This window comes from Pseudoalteromonas sp. CST2 (assembly GCF_028599385.1).
Lineage (GTDB): Bacteria > Pseudomonadota > Gammaproteobacteria > Enterobacterales > Alteromonadaceae > Pseudoalteromonas > Pseudoalteromonas atlantica.
On the sequence record NZ_JAQREO010000003.1, the window covers coordinates 208,214 to 229,238 of the forward strand.

At 41.2% G+C, this 21,025-nt stretch carries 18 protein-coding genes; 13 read left to right on the forward strand and 5 right to left on the reverse strand.

All coding sequences use genetic code 11. The features are described 5' to 3' along the window. Positions 1-5 precede the first annotated feature (5 nt). The 3 genes from PSH41_RS05780 to PSH41_RS05790 form a co-directional block, all read right to left on the reverse strand. The gene (locus tag PSH41_RS05780) at positions 6-1,922 is read right to left on the reverse strand and encodes an ATP-dependent DNA helicase (protein ID WP_029772969.1); all 1,917 of its coding nucleotides are present in this window, start codon (positions 1,920-1,922) and stop codon (positions 6-8) included. Positions 1,923-2,020: 98 nt separating this feature from the next. After that, positions 2,021-3,874, reverse strand: coding sequence for a M20/M25/M40 family metallo-hydrolase (locus PSH41_RS05785; protein WP_273588508.1), 1,854 nt, complete (start codon positions 3,872-3,874; stop codon positions 2,021-2,023). 73 nt (positions 3,875-3,947) lie between these two features. Next, positions 3,948-6,128, reverse strand: coding sequence for a M4 family metallopeptidase (locus PSH41_RS05790; RefSeq protein ID WP_273588507.1), 2,181 nt, complete (start codon positions 6,126-6,128; stop codon positions 3,948-3,950). Positions 6,129-6,632: 504 nt separating this feature from the next. Between PSH41_RS05790 and PSH41_RS05795 the strand changes: the two genes are divergently transcribed. Both PSH41_RS05795 and PSH41_RS05800 read left to right on the forward strand, forming a co-directional pair. Further along, a complete protein-coding gene (locus PSH41_RS05795) occupies positions 6,633-7,916 on the forward strand; it encodes a cation:proton antiporter (protein WP_064387250.1) in 1,284 nt (427 codons plus the stop codon). Positions 7,917-8,049: 133 nt separating this feature from the next. Continuing rightward, entirely contained in the window at positions 8,050-9,987 is a 1,938-nt protein-coding gene (locus tag PSH41_RS05800; protein WP_273588506.1) for a cytochrome c/FTR1 family iron permease, read from the forward strand. A gap of 58 nt (positions 9,988-10,045) precedes the next feature. On the opposite strand, the gene PSH41_RS05805 is transcribed toward PSH41_RS05800, so the two are convergent. After that, positions 10,046-10,294 carry a hypothetical protein gene (locus PSH41_RS05805; RefSeq protein WP_004586377.1) on the reverse strand — a complete coding sequence of 83 codons (249 nt, stop codon included), beginning with the start codon at positions 10,292-10,294 and terminating at the stop codon, positions 10,046-10,048. Positions 10,295-10,729: 435 nt separating this feature from the next. Between PSH41_RS05805 and hisG the strand changes: the two genes are divergently transcribed. From hisG to PSH41_RS05860, 11 genes are all read left to right on the forward strand, one after another. Continuing rightward, positions 10,730-11,629 carry an ATP phosphoribosyltransferase gene (gene hisG, locus PSH41_RS05810; protein WP_273588505.1) on the forward strand — a complete coding sequence of 300 codons (900 nt, stop codon included), beginning with the start codon at positions 10,730-10,732 and terminating at the stop codon, positions 11,627-11,629. Between the two features lie 5 nt (positions 11,630-11,634). After that, entirely contained in the window at positions 11,635-12,936 is a 1,302-nt protein-coding gene (gene hisD, locus PSH41_RS05815; RefSeq protein WP_055019036.1) for a histidinol dehydrogenase, read from the forward strand. Further along, a complete protein-coding gene (hisC, locus tag PSH41_RS05820; protein WP_273588504.1) occupies positions 12,926-14,035 on the forward strand; it encodes a histidinol-phosphate transaminase in 1,110 nt (369 codons plus the stop codon). Before hisD ends, hisC begins: the two co-directional genes overlap by 11 nt. After that, positions 14,032-15,093, forward strand: a complete 1,062-nt coding sequence (gene hisB, locus PSH41_RS05825) for a bifunctional histidinol-phosphatase/imidazoleglycerol-phosphate dehydratase HisB (protein WP_248450198.1) — start codon at positions 14,032-14,034, stop codon at positions 15,091-15,093. Before hisC ends, hisB begins: the two co-directional genes overlap by 4 nt. Beyond that, a complete protein-coding gene (hisH, locus tag PSH41_RS05830; protein ID WP_273588503.1) occupies positions 15,090-15,680 on the forward strand; it encodes an imidazole glycerol phosphate synthase subunit HisH in 591 nt (196 codons plus the stop codon). The genes hisB and hisH overlap by 4 nt, the downstream gene beginning before the upstream one ends. Positions 15,681-15,713: 33 nt before the next feature. Then, positions 15,714-16,448 carry a 1-(5-phosphoribosyl)-5-[(5-phosphoribosylamino)methylideneamino] imidazole-4-carboxamide isomerase gene (locus PSH41_RS05835; protein WP_273588502.1) on the forward strand — a complete coding sequence of 245 codons (735 nt, stop codon included), beginning with the start codon at positions 15,714-15,716 and terminating at the stop codon, positions 16,446-16,448. Continuing rightward, positions 16,430-17,209 (forward strand): imidazole glycerol phosphate synthase subunit HisF, encoded by a 780-nt coding sequence (hisF, locus tag PSH41_RS05840; protein ID WP_006793443.1) that lies wholly within the window; start codon positions 16,430-16,432, stop codon positions 17,207-17,209. The genes PSH41_RS05835 and hisF overlap by 19 nt, the downstream gene beginning before the upstream one ends. Continuing rightward, a complete protein-coding gene (gene hisIE, locus PSH41_RS05845) occupies positions 17,200-17,814 on the forward strand; it encodes a bifunctional phosphoribosyl-AMP cyclohydrolase/phosphoribosyl-ATP diphosphatase HisIE (protein WP_273588501.1) in 615 nt (204 codons plus the stop codon). The genes hisF and hisIE overlap by 10 nt, the downstream gene beginning before the upstream one ends. A gap of 123 nt (positions 17,815-17,937) precedes the next feature. After that, positions 17,938-18,432, forward strand: coding sequence for a lipoprotein (locus PSH41_RS05850; RefSeq protein WP_273588500.1), 495 nt, complete (start codon positions 17,938-17,940; stop codon positions 18,430-18,432). Further along, positions 18,433-18,618 (forward strand): DUF1289 domain-containing protein, encoded by a 186-nt coding sequence (locus PSH41_RS05855; RefSeq protein ID WP_024031736.1) that lies wholly within the window; start codon positions 18,433-18,435, stop codon positions 18,616-18,618. Between the two features lie 63 nt (positions 18,619-18,681). Further along, entirely contained in the window at positions 18,682-19,488 is an 807-nt protein-coding gene (locus PSH41_RS05860) for a glycosyltransferase family 25 protein (protein ID WP_273588499.1), read from the forward strand. An 8-nt stretch (positions 19,489-19,496) separates the two neighbouring features. On the opposite strand, the gene PSH41_RS05865 is transcribed toward PSH41_RS05860, so the two are convergent. After that, positions 19,497-20,768 (reverse strand): O-acetylhomoserine aminocarboxypropyltransferase/cysteine synthase family protein, encoded by a 1,272-nt coding sequence (locus tag PSH41_RS05865; RefSeq protein WP_273588498.1) that lies wholly within the window; start codon positions 20,766-20,768, stop codon positions 19,497-19,499. Positions 20,769-21,025 lie beyond the last annotated feature (257 nt).

Here is a 21,025-nt window from a genome sequence, read left to right on the forward strand (position 1 = left end):
GTACTCTAGTTAATGTGTTTTAAAAATGTGTTTGCATCTTCTAAGCTTCGCGTGCGGCGCATCGGCGGTAAGCTTTTTAAAAATACTTGGCCATATTGGCGCGTTACTAATCGGTTGTCGCAAATAACCAGCACGCCTTTATCTTTGTTATCTCGTATTAAACGCCCCACGCCCTGCTTGAGCGCTATAACAGCTTGCGGTAACTGTATATGAGCAAACGGGTCTTTGCCTTGCATTTGGCAATCTTGCATTTTGGCTTGCAGTAATGGGTCATCCGGTGCTGCAAAAGGTAACTTGTCAATAATAACACAGCTTAGCGTGCTACCACGTACATCAACCCCTTCCCAGAACGAGGCAGTACCTAACAATACCGCATTACCATGGCGCGTAAATTTTTCCAGTATTATACGCTTAGACATTTGCCCTTGCATATAAACTGGGTAGTCCATTTGTGTGGTTAAACCCTCAGCCACCAAATGCATCATTCGGTAACTTGTAAACAGCACAAAGCAACGCCCTTTAGCCGATTTAATCAGCTCTAGGGTTAATTTTATAATTGCATGAGGCATATTCTCTGCATGCGATTCTGGCAAATATCGTGGTAAGCATAAAAGCGCCTGATTAGGATAATCAAAGGGGCTATCAACCATCATACTTTGCGCAGGAGTAATACCTAAGCTTGCATTAAAGTGATCGAGCTTATTATCAACCGATAACGTGGCTGAGGTAAATACAAACCCTGCGCCGGTGTCTTTCATCATTTGAGCAAATTTAGCAGAGACATTAAGGGGCGTAATATTAACCGTTAAATAGCGCCGCGTGGTTTCGTACCAATAGCTAAAGCCCGTTTGTGCAGTATCAAAAACACGCTCTAACTGACCTTTAAACGCTAAAGTGCGCTCAAACGGGTGCTCTATTTTATCACTTCGCTCTAGGCACAGTTTTAATACCTGATAAACAAAGTCTAAATCGCTAATTACCCGATGCAGCGCTGCGCAAATTAATTTATCACTGAGCTTTTCGCGCCAATCTCCTCGGCTACCATCTACACCAAACTGTAAACGTAAATCAGCCACACTGGTTTCTAGCTTATTAAGGCTTTTCCCAAGCTGCAGCATATCGGGAATTTCTGCACGGTAAATAGCGCGTAAATCGTTAATTAAATCCACCAGCTTTTTAGTGCTAATACTTTCACCAAAGTAGTCACTGGCAATTTCGCTAAGCTGGTGTGCTTCGTCAAAGATATAAGCGTCGGCGGTGGGCATAAGTTCGGCAAAACCGGAGTCTTTTACTGCCATATCAGCAAAAAATAAATGATGGTTTATAACCACGACATCCGCTTCGGCTGCATTCAAACGCGCTTTGCGTATATAACATGATTGAAAGTCTGGACACTCTTTGCCTAAACAATTATCGGCTGTCGAATTAACATAAGGCAGTACCTTGGCATCTTCTTCAATACCAATACAATCAGCTAAATCACCCGAGTGTGTTTCACTGGCAAATTTTGCAACCATAGCAAGTTGATGCATTACATCAGGATCGTCTGTTGGTACATGGGCTACATGTTGATTTAGCCTATAAGTGCACAGATAATTAGCGCGCCCTTTTAATAATGCGGTTTTTTTAGATGCATTAAGTGCTTTTACTAGCTGAGGTAAATCGCGGTGGTATAACTGCTCTTGCAAGGCCTTAGAGCCTGTTGAGATAATTGTTTTACCCTTAGATTTAAGGGCAGGCGCTAAATAGGCAAACGTTTTACCTGTACCAGTGCCCGCTTCAACCACTAACTGCGTGCTATTTTTTAATGCATCGTTAACGGCAACGGCCATATCAATTTGAGGTTGGCGAGGCGTGTATCCATCTAAAGATAACGCTAACGGCCCGGTTGCACTAAACAGCTGTTTGATAATACCAGTCACTTTACAAAAAATAATAGCGAGATTTTACGTAAGCCTGGCTATAAGGGCAAGCCAATTGAAATTAGAATTTTGTAAAGGGGCTCACACCCCTTTACACGTTATTGTGCATTTATTGATAACGTGACATTGCTGGCATTGCTATACCCTTTTAAATCGATATACCAATTACCTGTTTGTGGCGCAGAAAACGAACAGGTTTCGCTATTGCCATTTTTATATGGCCTGCACAAGTACTGAGAATCACTAGAAGGAGTGCCAAAGTTTACATATAAATCAGCATCGCCACTGCCACCAGACATTGTTATATCTAATGATGCGTACTGCGTATTTAAACTTTGGCTAAAGCGTTGCCAGCTCCCAGCAGAAACACTAATGTTTGTTATGCTCCGATTGATAGGCTCAATACTCCCCCCTTCATTGTAACTTCCGGTTAGGGATACATTTTCTATCGCATTCCATGCGTGTACCATCACATAGTAAACTCCTTCACTAGAGGGATTAATATCGCAACGTTCATTACTACTTGAGGTAGTGCTTTTACAATCATAATCGTTCAGTGTAGGTGCTTGGTTGTAGCGTATGTATAAGTCTGCATCGCCTGTGCCCCCAGTCGTAATAAAATTTAAATTGCTCGCACTTTGTGGCACAGCTAATGTGTAAATAAACTGCTCTTTTGCAACCCCTGTGATCCCACTGAGTGTTTGCCCATTGGTTAATTGGTTATTAGTAGGAGGCAAAGTATCGCCGGCATTTTTTGCCATTTCGGCAATATAACTTACTGCCAACTTGGCGAATTTACTGGCATGTTGAGCATCAAACTGGTTATCGATTTGGGTGTGAATAAGCGGGTTTATATCGCCCATTTTTGATTCAAAAGGCATAGAGGCTGCAAACCCTTGCTGATACCATGACGCATGATCAGAACACCCATAACCACACTGATCAAATCCATAATTTAATTGCGGTAAGTAGGTATCTAAAAGCGCTGCTAAAAACTGATTTTGTGCATTGTTAGTGTAATCAGTCATCATAACTATATCTTCAAGGCTGCCATTATTGCCTGTCATATCAAACTGCACCATGCCCACTACATTTTTACCCTGCGATTGGTAGCTGCTTGCAATATCACTTGAACCTCTAAGGCCGACCTCTTCCGCTGCAAACGCCATAATTTGAATCGTACGCTGTGGTTTGTAATTAGTTTGTACAATAGCGCGCAGCGCCTCTGATAGCACAGCAATGCCTGAGGCGTTATCATCAGCACCGGGTGAACGTCCATTACTTGGGTTTGACTGATTTATCGAATCAAGGTGGCCGCCAATAATAACAATTTCATCTGCTTTTTCATTGCCTTCAATTGTCACTATAACCGACGATTGCGCCCAATTATGCGGGTAAGTTGCAATGCTAATATCACTGCGACTTTGCGCTATTTGTTGCCAATATGTGTTTAACCAATTTGCAGCATCTATCCCTGTTTGTGAGGTGTAATAACGATTATTAAAACTGGTTAAAGAGTTAACAGTGCTATCGAGGTTAACGGTGCTAATTGATGACATTAAATTTTGTACTGTTTGTTCGTTATCAATAGAATAACTAAATGCTAATGTATTTTGTGTAGTATGCGCCGCGGCTAATTGTGTTACGTAACTGCTCGCCTCTTGCCATGAATCATGTGCCACAAACCCACCGCACCGATTATAATTGTGGTGCATAAATTCGCTTAGATTATTTACCTGATCAGCAGGTATATTTACCAAGTCTATATTTTCAAGCGCACTTGTTGAGCGCTGTGCAAAGGGCAATCTTTGTACTAATCCATGCTGGGTATACTCATAATGTGCCGCTGCAGTTGAATCTATGCTTACCCACACTTTGTTTGTTTCACTTTGTGCTACAACGCCCATTGTAGTAAATAAGCTCAGCGCACTTAGTAGTTTAAAAGGTTTCATTGGTATTCCTTATAATTGGCAATACTGGTATCCATAAAATTAAAAAGGGGCACTAGGCCCCTGGTATCAATGTTTAATTAGCAGCCACACTCAGTGTTACTGCGCTTGCATTACTGTACCCTCTTAAATCTAGGTACCAAGTACCTGATTGTGGGTTATCAAACGAACACGTTTCACTGTTGCCATTTTTATAAGGTCTACACAAATAAGTTGACGTACTCGACGCTGAACCATAATTTACATAAAGATCGGCATCGCCACTTCCACCAGAAATAATAACGGTTAAATTACTATAGCCCGCTCCTAAGTCTTGAGTAAATCGAGCCCAGCTATTAGTTGAAACACTAATATTAGACTCGGTTCTGTTAATCGGTGTTACGCCTCCTGTTGAATTGTTAAAACTCCCAGTAAGCGATACATCAGCTATAGCATTCCATGCTTCTACCATTACATAGTAGGTGCCTGCTTGAACGTTCGAAATACTGCAGTTTTCAGTGCTTGAAGAGGTGGTACTTTTACAGTCATACGTATTCAGTGTGGGTTTACTTCCAAACATTACATATAAATCTGCATCACCCGAGCCACCAGCGGTATTAAACTCAAGATCTGTTGCCCCCGCTGGTACATCGAGTGTAAAAAACATCTGCGCTTTTGCAGAGCCGCTGATCCCCGTACGTGCTACTTTATTTGTTAACGCTTCATCCGTAGGCACAGGCGTGCTCGAGCAATCGCTCCCTGCACTTAGGTTTGAAGTAACTCCCACTGCCGCCAAAGCAGCTTGTACATCGCTTGGGTTGTAATTTAAGTCACACGCAGCGTCCATAACGCCGTTACCAGCTAAATCCCAATTTGTACTCGCACTCCAATAAAGCTGATTTGCACGTGCCATGACTACAAATGCTTTTTTAGTATCCCAGCCGGATGTAGTAGCAAGGTTATAAAATGCTTTGTTAAATACACCCGAGCTATAGTGCACATCCATGCCAGAGGTATAACTACCTTGATTATCTATAGAGCGTCCATCCTGTGATGGATTATTCATATAGCGAAGCGCGCCATTGCCTTTAAAAATATCTTGTCCAACTAACCAATCGTTAGTGCCTTTCATGTAATACTCAGCCGCTTCACCAGCCATATCTGAAAAAGCTTCATTTAAGCCACCAGACTTACCGCTGTAAATTAAGCCAGAATTCTGTTCGGTAAAGCCATGGCTTACCTCATGCGCCGATACATCAAGGCTTACGAGTGGGTAAAAAGTGCTTTGCCCGTCGCCAAAGGTCATTGCACTGCCATCCCAAAATGCATTTTCATAATTACTTGAATAATGTACGCGCATTTTTAACTGAAAACTTAGCGGTGGCGATCCCACCCAGTCGTTATACATATTAAAAATAACGTTACCAAAATAATGAGCATCGTTAAGCGGCGAATAAGCCCCATTTATCTCTTTTACTGTATTCTCAGGGCAAGTAAATGAATGGGCAGCAGAGCCACTTGTGCCGCCATTGAGATTTATAGTTCTTACATTGGCATTATCCATAACACAGGTGTTACCAGATTGAGACACATCTAGGTTGCTAAAGTCAGTACCGTAAATGTATTTACCTGTTTTGAGATTCCCCCCTGGTCCCGTAGCATCAGCATGTTGTAAGTTATCGTAGCTGAGCAAAACCTCACCGGTATTAGCATCGATTATTTGATAAGGGCGTGATGGCGATTTGCCGTAGGTTACATACGATACTTCATACACCAAATGCGCCTTACTTTGTTGATCAACCCAAATCGCTAACCTTGATTTCTCATTGTGTTTTTTTAAACCTTTAGTTTTTGCAGCTATGCCTACATTTTGGCTTTGAAGCATGGCTTGTTTTACAGATAATTTAGCGCTTACATCGTTTATATCGCCTTCAATATCGTACACCGCAGCCCCATGGGCTTTTTTAAGCATGCCATTTTTAAATGAAAGGCTTAAAGTGTCACCAATTACTGGTAAACCTTGATATGTTTGCTGATAACGGCGAGTTACTTCACCGTTATTACTTATAAACTCTTTTAATACAACTAACTCGTTCCTTACACTTAACCCAATCAAGTCTTTAGGGCTAGTAGATAAAATGGATGCCGAATTTGATTGCATCATGTTATTTAAAGCCGTTTGTTGATTTAGGTATTTCTTGTTCGCAGCTACTGCATCTGTTGCTTGAACCAAGGTTAAAGCAGCAAAAGTTGCTAATGTGATTTTTGATAAATTCACGTTTACGCTCCGTCAAAATATTTAGTTTGTAGTGGATTTGTATTAATCGGAACTACTTGTACCCGATTAAGGATCAAGCTTATGTTACAAATTTGAGTTATGAAAATTAAACATTTAATTTACAAGTAAAGTATTAGGAAACGTAAGAACAACTGAAATTACAGCAGGTTAAAAAACACACAAAATCAGTAAAACCTTAAACAGATACAATTTGTATACATATATTTACACTAAATTACACTATCTACACCCGCAAAATAGCCGCGTTTACTTTATTCAATTAACGGCATTAATCAGTCATTACGTTGCCTAGGCAACCTTGTATTAATCTCTTCATTACAAGCAATAACACCAGTAAATTTGCATTAACTATATGTCTCCTAAAGACATAAAAAAAGTGCTAAAAGCCCCATAAATACTGTGACACAGCCTAGTCACAGGAGTAATATACGGCTCGTTTAATTCGCTCTTTTTTGTTCTCTAAAATAAATTTAAGGTTAGCCAATGAATGCTTGGTATCTCATTTGTTTTCTCTCTGCTATCGCAATTTTTATTGCTTATGCAAACCAGTATGTTCTTAAAATGCAAACAACGATTGCTATAACAACGGGCTCGGTTGTTATATCGTTGTTATTAATTATTTCAGTTAAGTTATTAGGCGATACAACTGCATTAGAAATGACGCAAGTTGTAGCCAGTATTAATTTTAATGAATTGCTTTTAAAAGGCATGCTTGGATTTTTGTTATTTGCAGGTGCTTTAGAAATTAACCTGTTGGCACTGCGTAAACAACGATGGGAAATAACCGCTTTAGTTTTGTTCTCTACCGTAGTCTCTACTTTTTTAATTGGCTATTTAAGTTTTTATATTTTTGCCGCACTCGGCTGGCCCGTCCCTTTTATTTATTGTTTACTTTTTGGCGCCTTAATAAGCCCAACCGATCCAATTGCTGTACTGGCAATTATTAAACAATTACGCGCCCCTGAAGGTATTTCGGTACAGGTAGAAGGCGAGTCTTTATTTAACGATGGTATTGGTTTGGTAATTTTTACTACGCTGTTTTCTGTTGCATTTTTTGGCACCGATGCCAACCCAGCCGACATTGCAGAGCTGTTTTTTGTTGATGCCATAGGTGGAATCGTGTTTGGCTTAGCAATGGCCCTTGTGGGTCACTTTTTAATTATTAACTGTAAAGATGTAAATATACGCCTATTAATAACCTTAACCATTCCAACTGCGGGCTTTGCCGCTGCCAATGTATGGGAAATATCTGGTGCGCTTGCCATGGTAACCAGTGGTATTATTTTAGGTAATATTACTCGCGCAAAAGCAACCGAGCGCACAGGGCCTGAAAACACGCGCTATATTAAAGACTTTTGGCACGCCACCGACAGCTTTTTAAACGCTTTGTTGTTTTTGATTATTGGTATGCTGATTGTCACTATGCCAGTAACAATGGGTGAAATTGGCTTAGGCCTTGTTATGATCCCTGCTATTTTATTAGCACGTTTTATTAGTGTTGGTGCGCCATTTGTAATATTTAAGCGCTTTAAAAACTACGACAAACACAGCGTTAAAATTTTAACATGGGGTGGTTTACGTGGCGGTTTAGCATTAGCTATGGCTGCAGCTATTCCTCGGGATCAAGTATTTATATCAGGCAGTGATCTGCATGATTTAATCGTTATTGTGACCTATGTTGTGGTTATATTTTCTATTATTGTGCAAGGTTTAACTATCTCTCCTCTCATTCAAAGTAGTATTAAATCTGCCGAGCAAAGTCACTAAGTTTTCTTTATTAAACCCGCAGTCTATTCACTGCGGGTTAGTTATTTATGGGGGATTATTTTTAGCACGGTTTTATTTATTTTAAGCGTAATAAAAATAGTTTTAATTTTAAATGTTTTTTATAGGGCTAATTATGTCCAGTAAGTATACCAGTGTTTTTTCGTTATTTTATGGCATTACACGTCGCCACGTTTTTCTCTTTCCTTTGTTCTTACTCACTTTTTTATGTTTTTCTGCTTTTGCCTCAACGCCTGCTGAGCAAGCTAAGATTAAACAAATATCACAACTTGCAGAGTACGTAGGGGTTGATTACGTTGGCGCGGTGCAAAAAGGCGAGGTAGTCAGTAAAGACGAATTTCAAGAAATGTCTGAGTTTGCAAATTTAATAAGCACGCTAGCCACACAGTTAAGCAGTGCTAATAATCAATACAGTCATATAAAAATACAAGTTGGCGCCTTACATAACGCCATTATAAATAAACAAAGCGTACAAAGTGTTCGTGCTGCCAGCTCAAAGCTTAGGGAGTCTTTGCTTGAATTTATGCCGCAGCTTTCTTTGCCTACATCTTTATTACCCCTAAAACAAACAAAAGCACTTTTTGCAGAAAATTGCTCTATGTGCCATGGCATAAATGGACAAGGTGATGGCCCACTTGCTAAAGGTTTAACACCACAGCCCACCAACTTTACGGATAAAGAGCGAGCCACAAATCGCACAATTATGGGATTATATGAAGCTGTATCCAATGGCATAGACGATACGCCAATGGTTGCTTTTAGCCAATTTAATGAGCAACAACGTTGGTCACTCGCCTTTTATGTAGGAAGTTTAGCTTTTCAAGATATAACTAAGCCGCAACACAATAACCAGACAATCAGCACTTCAGACATCATTAATCTTAACCCTGCGCAGCTTTCACAAAATCAATCCCCTGCCCAAGTTCAATTTATTAAGTGGCTGCGCGGTAATCCAGAACACTTATTTAAAAACAAAGCTCAGCCACTTAGCGTTGCACGCTCGCAACTTATTGCAGCGCAAAATGCACATGCTAATGGTGAATATGCAAAAGCCAGCGAACTGGCTATCAGTGCCTATTTAGATGGTTTTGAGCTGATAGAAAATAACTTAAATGCATACGATGAAAGCTTGCGTAAAAGCATTGAAGTACAATTGATGAACTTACGTAACACATTCAAAAATGAAAAAAACACCGAGCTTGTCAGTGCGCAAGTTAACGCTGTACTTGCACAATTAACAAAAGCAAACAACCTACTTAATGACACCACACTTAGTGATGGCGCCTTGCTATCAGCCAGTTTAGTTATTTTGCTGCGCGAAGGTCTAGAGGCACTATTAGTTGTTATAGCGCTAATGACCGTACTTATAAAAACCAAACGCCAAGATGCGCTTAAATACGTTCATATTGGCTGGGGAATGGCCCTCATAGCAGGTAGCTTAACATGGGCAGCAGCGCAAACATTAATACAAATAAGTGGTGCAAGCCGCGAAGTAATGGAAGGGATAGGCGCCCTATTTGCAGCTATTATTTTGCTATATGTTGGGGTATGGATGCACAGTAAAACCAGTGCTCAGCAGTGGCAGGCATATATTCAGCAAAATATTAATACGCGTTTAGAGTCTGGCACACTGTGGGGGCTCGCGGGCCTCTCGTTTATAGCGGTATATCGTGAAGTGTTCGAGACGGTATTATTTTATCAGTCGTTATTAACGCAAAGCTCGCAAGCACAGTATTCATCGGTGGCTATTGGGTTTGCATTGGGTGTGGTTTTATTAGCGCTTATTGCATGGGTGTTAGTTAAATATTCGATTAAATTACCTATTGCTAAGTTTTTTGCGTATACAACTTACCTATTATTTGCACTTGCCTTTGTATTAATGGGTAAAGCTGTCATTGCATTACAAGAGGCTGATATAGTCGCAATTAGTGTAATGCCGATAAACTTTGATATTGCACTACTGGGTTTAAAATCTACGTGGCAAGGCTTTATAGCGCAACTTACCGTAGCTGTTATATTTAGCTTTTACATTATTAAAGCTAAAAAACGCTAGCAAACACATCCTTAATAGTAAAAAGTTGTACGTGGCTTTTTACTATTAAGGGTTTAGCTCATGCCCACGTATCTAAATGTTTATTCCCTTCGTCATCTACGGTGATTGCTTTTTCATTAGCTGCACTTGCACTTTTTTTGCCCTGCGCCTGCGCTAATCTTTTTTTGTTGAGCGTCTGCTTTTTTTCATTTTCAAGCTTAATTTTTTGCGCTTGCGGCATATTTTGCACACCTGCAATATGAAATGTACTTTTAGGCTCAAGCTCTAACCGTGAAATTTTCCCTAAAAAAGGGATCATTATATCCATACTCCCCTCCTTAACCTGTTTATTAAAAATTAGATAAATTGACCAACAAAGCCCAATTTGCCTACAATTCAAACATTAAAACAACTAAAAATACTGATTAGCTCTCAATATTATCGGCAGTTATAAGATATGCTTTAATTTGGTAAAAAAAAACTTGCCTTAGCTAGGCGGTTTATGTTTTTATGAATGCGAAATTTATTGAAACAGATTAAAGCTTAACGCTCACTAAATAGCGGTAAGCAAAATAGGATACAAAAATGCGCTTAAACCTGACAACAGTACATCATCACCACCATTCACCGGAATAACCTGTCAGGTCTTTCGCTGAGAGGTTATTCCTAAAAGGAACCTCTGGCGATTCAAAACACATTGATTCATTTTCGCCCTGAGGTTCCCCTCGGGGTTTTTAGTTTTTAAATTAAAGGAAAATGAATAATGAGTAACACAAATCGTCTACGTATCGCCATCCAAAAAGGCGGTCGCCTGTCTAAAGATTGTCAAGATTTACTAAAGCAACTAGGTGTTAAATTAAACCTACGTGAGCAACGCTTAATTGCACACTCAACCAATATGCCAATTGACGTACTTCGTGTGCGCGATGACGATATTCCGGGCTTAGTAATGGACGGTGTTTGTGATTTAGGTATTGTTGGCGAAAACGTACTAGTAGAAGTACAAGCCGAACGCGAACGCCAAGGTGTACCAAGCGAAGTTAGCAAACTAGCAAAACTAGACTTTGGTTACTGCCGCCTTGCACTTGCATGGCCACAAGAGCTTGGCCCACGTGATAAAAGCTGGTTTGAAGGCAAACGTATTGCAACAACCTACCCAGAAATATTAACGCAATGGTTAAAGCGCGAAGGCATTAATGCAAGCACTGTAATGCTTACAGGCTCAGTAGAAGTAGCCCCACGTGCCGGTCTTTCAGATGCAATTTGTGATTTAGTTTCTACCGGTGCAACGCTTGAAGCGAACGGCTTGATTCAAGGTGATACAATTTTAGAATCAAACGCGTGTTTAATTCAAAATAAAGACCTGCAAGATGAAGACAAACTAGCACTAATCAATAAGCTTATGCCGCGCCTTCGTGGTGTTAAACAAGCTAAAGAAAGCAAATACATTATGCTACACGCGCCAAAAACTAAACTTGATGAAATTTGCGAAATTTTACCGGGCTCTGGCCAACCTACTCTACTTGCACTTGCTGGTAACGAAGAGTACGTAGCGCTACACATGGTAAGCAGCGAAACATTATTTTGGGAAACAATGGAGCAGCTTAAAACCCTAGGCGCTAACTCTATTTTAGTAATGCCAATTGAAAAAATGATGGAGTAAGTACCATGCTTCGTTGGAATGAGGAATCTTCACAAGTACAAGCAGCGGCGCTAATGCGCCCTGCGGTTTCTGCCAGCGCAAAGGTTGAAGCTATATGCCAAACAATTATGAGCGATGTGAAAGAGCAAGGTGATAAAGCCTTACTTGATATGGCTAAAAAGTTTGATAATAGAGCTAACCCTCGTTTACGTGTACCGCTTGATGAAATAAACGCATCAGAGCAAGCACTAAGCGCAGAGCTTAAATACGCAATTGACACCGCTTATGCAAACGTTAAACGTTTTCACGAAGCGCAATTGCCTAAAGATATTAAGTTATCAACCCAACCTGGCGTTGAATGTGAACTGAAATATCAGGCCATCGAAGCTGTGGGTATTTATGTACCAGGTGGCAGTGCTCCACTGCCATCATCGGTTATTATGCAAGGTGTACTTGCACAATTAAGTGGTGCAAAAACCGTCGTACTTGCAACACCTGTGCAAGGTGATGAAAGCATTAACCCTGCGATATTATATGCAGCTAAGTTATGTGGCATTACAACTTTAATTGAAAGTGGTGGCGCAGGTGCTATAGCCGCAATGGCCTACGGCACCGAATCAGTGCCTAAAGTGAACAAAATTTTTGGCCCAGGTAATAGCTTTGTAACGATGGCCAAACAGCTTGTTGCGCAAACAATTCCTGGAATGGCAATCGATATGCCAGCAGGCCCCTCTGAAGTATTAGTGATTGCAGATGAGCGTGCAAATCCAGAATTTATAGCCGCAGATTTACTCTCGCAAGCTGAGCACGGCGCAGACTCGCAAGTAATTTTATTGTGTAACAGCGAAAGTATCATTGAGCAAACGCAGCAGGCACTTACACGCCAGCTTGCTAAATTAAGCCGCAAAGATACAGCCGAGCAAGCTTTGGCTAATTCATCACTTATTTTAGTCGACTCTGTTGAGCAAGCATTTGACGTATCAGCGCAATATGGCCCTGAGCACTTAATTTTGCAATTAGCAGATTCAACACCTTACTTAGATAAAGTAAAAAATGCAGGCTCGGTATTTGTTGGCGACTACACGCCAGAATCAGCGGGCGATTACGCATCGGGTACTAACCACGTGTTACCTACCTACGGTTACAGTGCAACCTATTCAAGCTTAAACTTGCTTGATTTTTTCCGCACTTACACAGTACAAACTATAAGTAAAAGTGGCCTAACACAGCTGTCAAAAGCTATTTTGCCACTAGCAGATGCAGAAGGCCTTGATGCACACGCAAATGCGGTTTCAATTCGTTTAGAGGCAATTAAAAATGAGCAATGAGAGCGCACAAGCGACTAGCTTATTACCACAAAATATTGCAGCACTTGCTGCCTATAGCTCTGCTAAAAGTGAAAAGCTAACAGGGTCAACGTGGTTAAATGCCAATGAAAGCCCGTACGCTAAAAATATTGAACTGAGTATTGAAGATTTAAATCGCTACCCAGATCCACAACCGCAACTGGTTATTGACCGCTATGCTGCGTATGCAGAGCTTGAAAGCGAAAACGTATTAATGACGCGCGGCGCCGATGAAGGCATTGAGCTTTTAGTACGTACCTACTGCGAACCTGCAAAAGACAGTATCGCGTTATTTTTGCCAACCTACGGTATGTACAAAGTAACCGCTGATACGCACAACGTTGCAATCAATGGCTTAACCCAAGCGTTATTACTTGATGGCAGTGTTGATGAAATAGTTGAGGCAGTGGGCAGCTCAAAATTGGTGTTTATTTGTAATCCAAATAACCCAACCGGTAGCATAACCCCCCTTGAAAAAGTAAAAGCAATAGCAACAGCGCTTGCCGGTAAAGCTTTAGTTATTGTTGATGAAGCCTACATTGAGTTTTGCCCTGAGCAAAGTGCTACAGCGCTGATTAACGAATATAGTAATGTAGTGGTACTGCGCACTTTATCTAAAGCGTTTGCGCTTGCAGGGCTAAGAACCGGTTTTACACTTGCACAAGAAACTGTACTTGCACCTATTCGTAAAGTGATTGCGCCGTATCCGGTATCGGGTGTGGTAGCAAGTATTGCAGCACAAGCCATAGCGCCTGATGCAATTACATCAATGCGCCGACAAGTGACTATTTTAAATAGTTTAAAAGCTAAACTTGTACAGTGGTTAAACGCATCCCCAGCTGCATTAAAAATTCTCACTGGTGAAGGTAACTTTGTTACCTTAAAATTAGCCGACAAAAACTACTTTAAAGTAGCACTTGAACAAGGTTTAGTGATGCGCGCGTTTACCCTATACGGTGAAGACGATTGGCTACGTATCTCCATTGGTAATGAGCAAGAACTTGAGCAAGTAAAAATTTGGTTAGATGGCCTTGATAAGCCAGCAACCTCACCTCTTTTATCAGGACAAGAAGTATCATGAGTAACCCCTATTTATTTATTGACCGGGACGGCACCATAATTGAAGAGCCTATCACCGACAAACAGGTAGACAGCCTAGAAAAATTAGCGTTTTTACCTGGTGTTATCCCGGCTTTATTACAATTACAAGCCGCAGGGTACCGCTTAGTAATGGTATCTAACCAAGATGGCTTAGGCACAGACAGCTTCCCGACTGCTGACTTTGATATAGCACAAGATAAAATGATGGACATACTGCAAAGCCAAGGCATTAGCTTTGACGAGGTATTAATTTGTCCACACTTTGACGAGCAAAACTGTGATTGCCGTAAACCTAAAACAGGCTTATTAACTGAGCTTATGCGCTCAGGCAAGGTTGATTTAGCTCGCTCATACGTGATTGGCGATCGCCAAACAGATATTGGCCTTGCTCAAAACTTATGTTGTGAAGGCATTTTGTATGATGGCAGCTGGCCTGCCATTGTTACAAAGCTTACAACTGCCAATCGCGAAGGCCGTGTTACGCGTAACACCAAAGAAACCCAAATTGATGTAGCCATAAACCTAGATCAAACTAAAAACGGTAGCATTGAAACCGGCCTTGGCTTTTTTGATCATATGCTTGATCAAATTCGCACCCACGCCAACATTGGTTTAAATATTAAAGCGAAAGGCGATTTACACATAGACGAGCACCACCTTGTTGAAGACATTGGTATTGCCCTAGGTATTGCGCTTAAACAAGCGCTGGGTACTAAATCGCAAATAGCGCGCTATGGTTTTGCACTGCCAATGGATGAGTGTAAAGCTGAAGCACAAATCGATTTATCGGGCCGCGCTTCATTTGTATTAAACGCTAACTTTAGCCGTGAAAAAGCCGGCGATTTAGACGTACAAATGGTTGAGCACTTTTTCAAAAGCTTAAGCGATAATGCCGCTATTAGCCTTATTTTATCGGTGAGCGACGGTAACTGTCATCACCAAGTAGAAGGCTTATTTAAAGCGTTTTCACGTGCCCTTCGTATGGCAGTAGCACAAGACACGACCCAACAAACAGCCAGCTCTAAGGGATGTTTATGATTGCCATAATTAATACCGGGTGTGCCAATATAAATTCAGTTCGTTTTGCCTTTGAACGTTTAGGTCAAACGCCAACAGTCATTACCTCGCCAGAGCAATTAGCCGGCTTTGAGCGTGCTATATTACCAGGCGTTGGCCATGCATCTGTTGCCATGAAGCGTCTAGTAGATAACGGCTGGCAACAAGCTATAAACGAATACCAGCGCCCACTTATGGGAATTTGCTTAGGTATGCAGTTACTGTGCGAAAGCACCGAAGAAGGTAACGTACAATGCTTAGGTAAAATACCAGGCCAAGTAAAAGCCCTTGATGTTGGCAATTTAACATCGCCGCATATGGGTTGGAATAACTTAAGCATTAATAAAGAGCATGCACTTACCAAAGGCTTAACACAAGACGAGCAAGTGTACTTTGTACATAGCTTTGCGCACACCGTAAACGATGCAACACTTGTAAGCGGCGAATACGGCCAAACCTTTTCAGCCATTGTTGCAAAAGACAACTACGCTGGCATGCAATTTCACCCAGAGCGCAGTGCAAAAGTAGGCACACGTTTATTACAAAATTTTGTTGATTGGCAGTTATAAACGGCCCATTAACCAACAATAAAGAGATTATTTGTGATTATTCCAGCATTAGACGTATTACAAAATCAAATTGTTCGTTTATACCAAGGTAAGTACGACACCGCTCAGTTTTACCCTTTTGAGCTTGGCGCACGTTTAAAAGAATACGCCGACAGCGGCGCAGGTAAATTGCACCTTGTAGATTTAGAAGGCGCACGCGATCCAAGTAAAAAACAGTGGCAACATATTCAAGCTGCAACTAAAGCGCTTAACGTACCGTATCAAGTGGGCGGCGGTATTCGCTCAGAGCAAGATGTAAGCGATTGGCTAAAAGCCGGTGCTAACCAAGTTGTTATTGGTTCTATGGCGGTAGAAAAACGCGAGCAAGTAAAAGCCTGGATTCAACAATTTGGCGCCGAGCACTTTGTTATTGCTCTTGATGTAAATAAAACAGCCACTGGCTGGGCACCTGCTACGCACGGTTGGTTGAGCGAATCTGAGTTTGGTTTACTTGAGCTTGTTGATTTTTATGTAAGCTTGGGCGTTATTGACTTTTTATGTACGGACATCAGTAAAGATGGCACCATGACTGGCCCATCGTTTGAGCTTTACGAAGATTTAACTCGCCATAACAGCAGCATTAAAGTGCAAGCTTCGGGTGGCGTAAGTTCACTTGATGACATTAAAAAGCTTAAAGAGCTTGGTGTAGGTGGCGTTATTTTAGGTAAGTCACTACTTGATGGCGCATTTAGTGTTGAGGAGGCGTTGGCATGTTATCAAAACGCATAATCCCGTGTTTAGATGTAAAAGACGGCCAAGTAGTAAAAGGCGTTAAATTTAAAGGCCACGAAATAGTGGGCGATATTTTAACAATGGCAAAAGCATACAGCGATGCCGGCGCCGATGAACTGGTTTTTTATGAAATCAGCGCAAGTGTTGAAAAACGCCTACTTGATGTAAATTGGGTAGAGAGCATTGCCCGCCACATCGATATTCCATTTTGTGTGGCTGGCGGTATTAAATCGGTAGCCGATGCAGCACGTGTACTAGAGCGTGGCGCTGACAAAATAAGTATTAACAGCCCTGCTATTGCCCGCCCTGAGCTTATAAAAGAGCTACACGATGAATTTGGTAAGCAATGTGTTGTTGTAGGTATTGATAGCTTTTACGATGAAGTGACCGGCGAGTATTTAGTGTATCAATTAACCGGCGATCCTAATGCATCAAGCCGTACACGTTACAAAACCGAGGAATGGGTTAAACGAGTACAAGACTTAGGCGCAGGCGAAATTGTTTTAAACTGTATGAACCAAGATGGCGTACGAAACGGTTACGACAATGAGCAGCTAAGTAAAATGCGCGCATTATGTAATATTCCTTTAATCGCATCAGGCGGTGCAGGCAGTATGCAAGACTTTGTTGATGTATTTAAACAAAGCGAAGTCGATGGCGCATTAGCAGCAAGCGTTTTTCACAAAAATGTGATTAACATTGGCGAATTAAAACAATTTTTAACTGATAACCAAGTGGCAGCAAGACTATGCAAATAACACAACAAAACCAAACTCAAGTAGATTTTGCTAAAAGCGAAATGATCCCTGCGATTGTTCAAGATGCTCGCTCTGGTGTTATTTTAATGCAAGGCTTCATGAACAGCGAAGCACTAAAGGTAACGCTTGAAAGTAACAAAGTAACCTTTTACTCGCGTTCAAAGTCACGTTTATGGACCAAAGGTGAGTCATCAGAAAACTACTTAAACGTAGTATCGGTGCATACCGATTGTGACTTCGACTCAATTTTAGTACTGGCTAATCCAGAAGGCCCAACATGCCACTTAGGCACACAAAGCTGCTTTGGTGATGACGCAAAACCTAGCCTAAGCTTTTTAGCGCAATTAGAAGATGTGATTGTTGAGCGTAAAAACGACGACCCATCAAAAAGCTACACAGCTTCATTGTTTGCTAACGACTTAAGCCGTAGCTGTCAAAAAGTAGGTGAAGAAGGCGTAGAAGTAGCGCTTGCTGCAATGAAACACGATAACGATGAACTTACTAACGAATCGGCTGATTTAATTTATCACCTTACTGTATTGCTACAACGCCAAGGCTTAGCCCTTGAAGACGTTGTAAAATGCCTACAAGGTCGCCATAAATAATACAGCTGCTTTGTTTTAGCGCATTTACAGGCCCATATTTTATGGGCCTTTTTACGTTATGGTATTTATTTTTTTACATAGGTTGCGTATGGTGCAGCTTATCTAATTCTTTTAGCGTTGCTTATGAATAAATCAATTATCACAGCCTTATCCTTATTGGTATTAACAGGTTGTGTAAGCCAAAAAGCCCCTGCGCCCAAAATAGTAAAAACGCAAAACACGTGTAGCCCACTAAACACATTACTTAAGGCGCACGCTAATGGCTTTAATGCAGTAAAAGCAAATAAAGTGGGGAATGATTTTATAAACCAGTGGCATGCTAATACCCATTTTATAGGCAATACCTGCACCATTACTCAACATAATAAGCAGTTTAGTTATCAATGCACGAGTGAAAACAAACAAGCCCATGCCACAAATCTACATATACAAACAGTGGATAAAATACGTCAATGTGTAGCGTCACAAGGCTGGTACGAAAATACGAAAGAGTCAGCAACCTCAATGAGTAGTAACTTTGTTTTGGATGAAGCTCACCCAGTTATCACCTTATTTACCTCTCAAAGCAGAACGCGCTATATTACCCGTTTTGAAATTGCTCCACCGCTAGGAAATTAAATGCAAAAACCCACACACTCAAACACTAAGTTAAAAACAGACTGTTTAGGCATATGTGAGCGCCGCAGCGGTTATTGCACTGGCTGCGGGCGAACTAACGAAGAAATATTTGATTGGATCATCCTCAGCCAAGAAGAAAAAAACGCCATATTAGCGCAGCCGCGAGCTGACTTAAAAAAGCCATAAATTTGCCACTTGCGTGTAACAGCCCCCCTTTAGTATTACTAAAAACGGTAGGGGGTGAACATCATGGCAGCATTATTTGTAATAAACTTAGCGCGCTCCGCGCAGCGACTCGCAAATACTCAAGCGCAACTGGCACGTGTTAACTTGCCATTTGAACGGATTGATGCCGTAGATGGCGCACAATTAAGTACACAACAAAAGTTCCTACATTACAGCCCGCAATTGAATAAACAGCAGTATCACTATCCGCTTAGCAATGGTCAAATCGGCTGCTATTTAAGCCACCGTAAAGCATGGCAAAAAATAGTTGATGAAAAACTAGATTACGCGATTGTGCTCGAGGATGACTTTTATATTGATGACAGCATTCATGACGCGATAAAAAATATTGAGCAGCTACAGCAGCCCTGGCAGCTTATTAAACTCGCCGCTTATGAAAACCGCACTCGCCCTATTGCCTATCAGCAAAACCTAAATAACCACCAGCAATTAGTCATACATAAAAAGCTAATGACTGGCTGTTGTGCTACGGCAATAAGCTATGAAGGGGCTAAGCAATTACTTAAAGCCACAGCTCAATTTGGCCGCCCTGTAGATTGCGACTTACAGCATATTTGGGAAACCCACGTAAATGGTTTTTCGCTTATGCCATACCCTGTTTCGCAAAATACAGACATACAGAGCGATATTGCAAGCTGCGCTAGTAAAACCAAGGTTAAAAAAGCTTTTTTTAAACGTAAGTTTCAACAATTACACAGCGGCGTTTTAAATAAACTTTATACAAATGCATTTATAAAACAAACCAAGCAAATTAAACCTTATAAAAAAGGCGCTACAAAAGCACCTTCTTTACTCACGCAAGGTTCTTAATTTTATAACTATGCTTTATCGAGCGCTTGGCTTACATCGGCAATAATATCGGCAATGTTTTCAATGCCGACCGATAGGCGAATTAAATCACGGCTCACACCTGCGTTTGCAAGCTCTTCATCATTTAATTGGCGGTGCGTGGTTGACGCTGGGTGACAAGCCAGCGATTTAGCATCGCCAATATTAACTAAACGCAAGATCATATTAAGCGCATCAATAAAGCGCGTGCCTGCTTCAAGGCCGCCCGCGATACCAAAGCTTAAAATGCCTGAGGCTTTACCACTGGTGATTTTTTGGCTCATTGCATTATATGGGCTTGATGTTAAACCAGCGTAGTTAACCCAAAGAACTTTAGGGTGATTTTCTAAGTATTCAGCTAGTTGCTGCGCGTTTTCGCAGTGGCGATCCATTCGCAAGCCTAGGGTTTCTAGGCCAATTAAAATGTCAGATGCGTTTTTGGGCGCAAGTGCTGCACCGGTATTTCTAAGTGGCACTACTCTACAACGACCAATAAAGGCTGCTTCTGCAAAGGCATCGGTATAGACCACATTGTGATAAGACGGATCGGGCTCATTCATCATTGCAAAGCATGTGGCATTGGCTTTCCAATCAAATTTACCTGAATCAACAATCATACCGCCAATAGCTGTACCGTGTCCGTTTATATACTTTGTCAGTGAATGAACCACTATATCGGCACCTAGCTCAAATGGGCGGCATAAATACGGGGTAGCCACAGTATTATCAACAATTAGTGGCACCCCTTTACTATGAGCAATATTAGCTAAACGCTCAATATCGACAATATTACCTGCCGGGTTACCAATGGACTCACAAAATACTGCGCGGGTATTATCATCAATCGCGTCTTCAAAGGCGCTAAAATCATCAGCCTTAATCATGCGTGCTTCAATACCTTGGCGCGGTAACGTATGAGCAAATAAGTTATATGTACCGCCATATACTTGGCTGGTGCTCACAATATTAGTGCCTACTTCACACAAGCATTGAATAGCATAGGTAATAGCTGCCATGCCCGAGGCTACCGCTAGCGCGCCAATGCCCCCTTCCATTGCAGCAATACGCTGTTCAAGCACGGCATTGGTTGGGTTCATTATGCGGGTATAAATATTGCCTGGTACTTTTAAGTCGAATAAATCAGCGCCGTGTTGCGTGTTATCAAACGTGTAAGATGAGGTATTATAAATAGACACTGCTGCTGATTTAGTGGTTTCTTCAGACTCGTAACCATGGTGCAGTGCTAATGACTCTAATTTCATAATTATTTCCTTCAATATTGTGATGATTAAACCTAGCATCATTAGCTTATAAAATGCACATGAATTAAATTAATGAATTATGAGTGTCAGCGGAATTAAAGTTTGCGGGATGAGTTTTACTCAATCTAGTGGGTGTTTTATTTAACTACGTAGGTTTTGTTTTATCAAAATACCAAAGCAGTAGCAGTAAAGCCTATCATATTAATGCGTAGCGTTATTTGGCTAAAGGGTTTAAATACTAAATGCGGTGGGCGGCT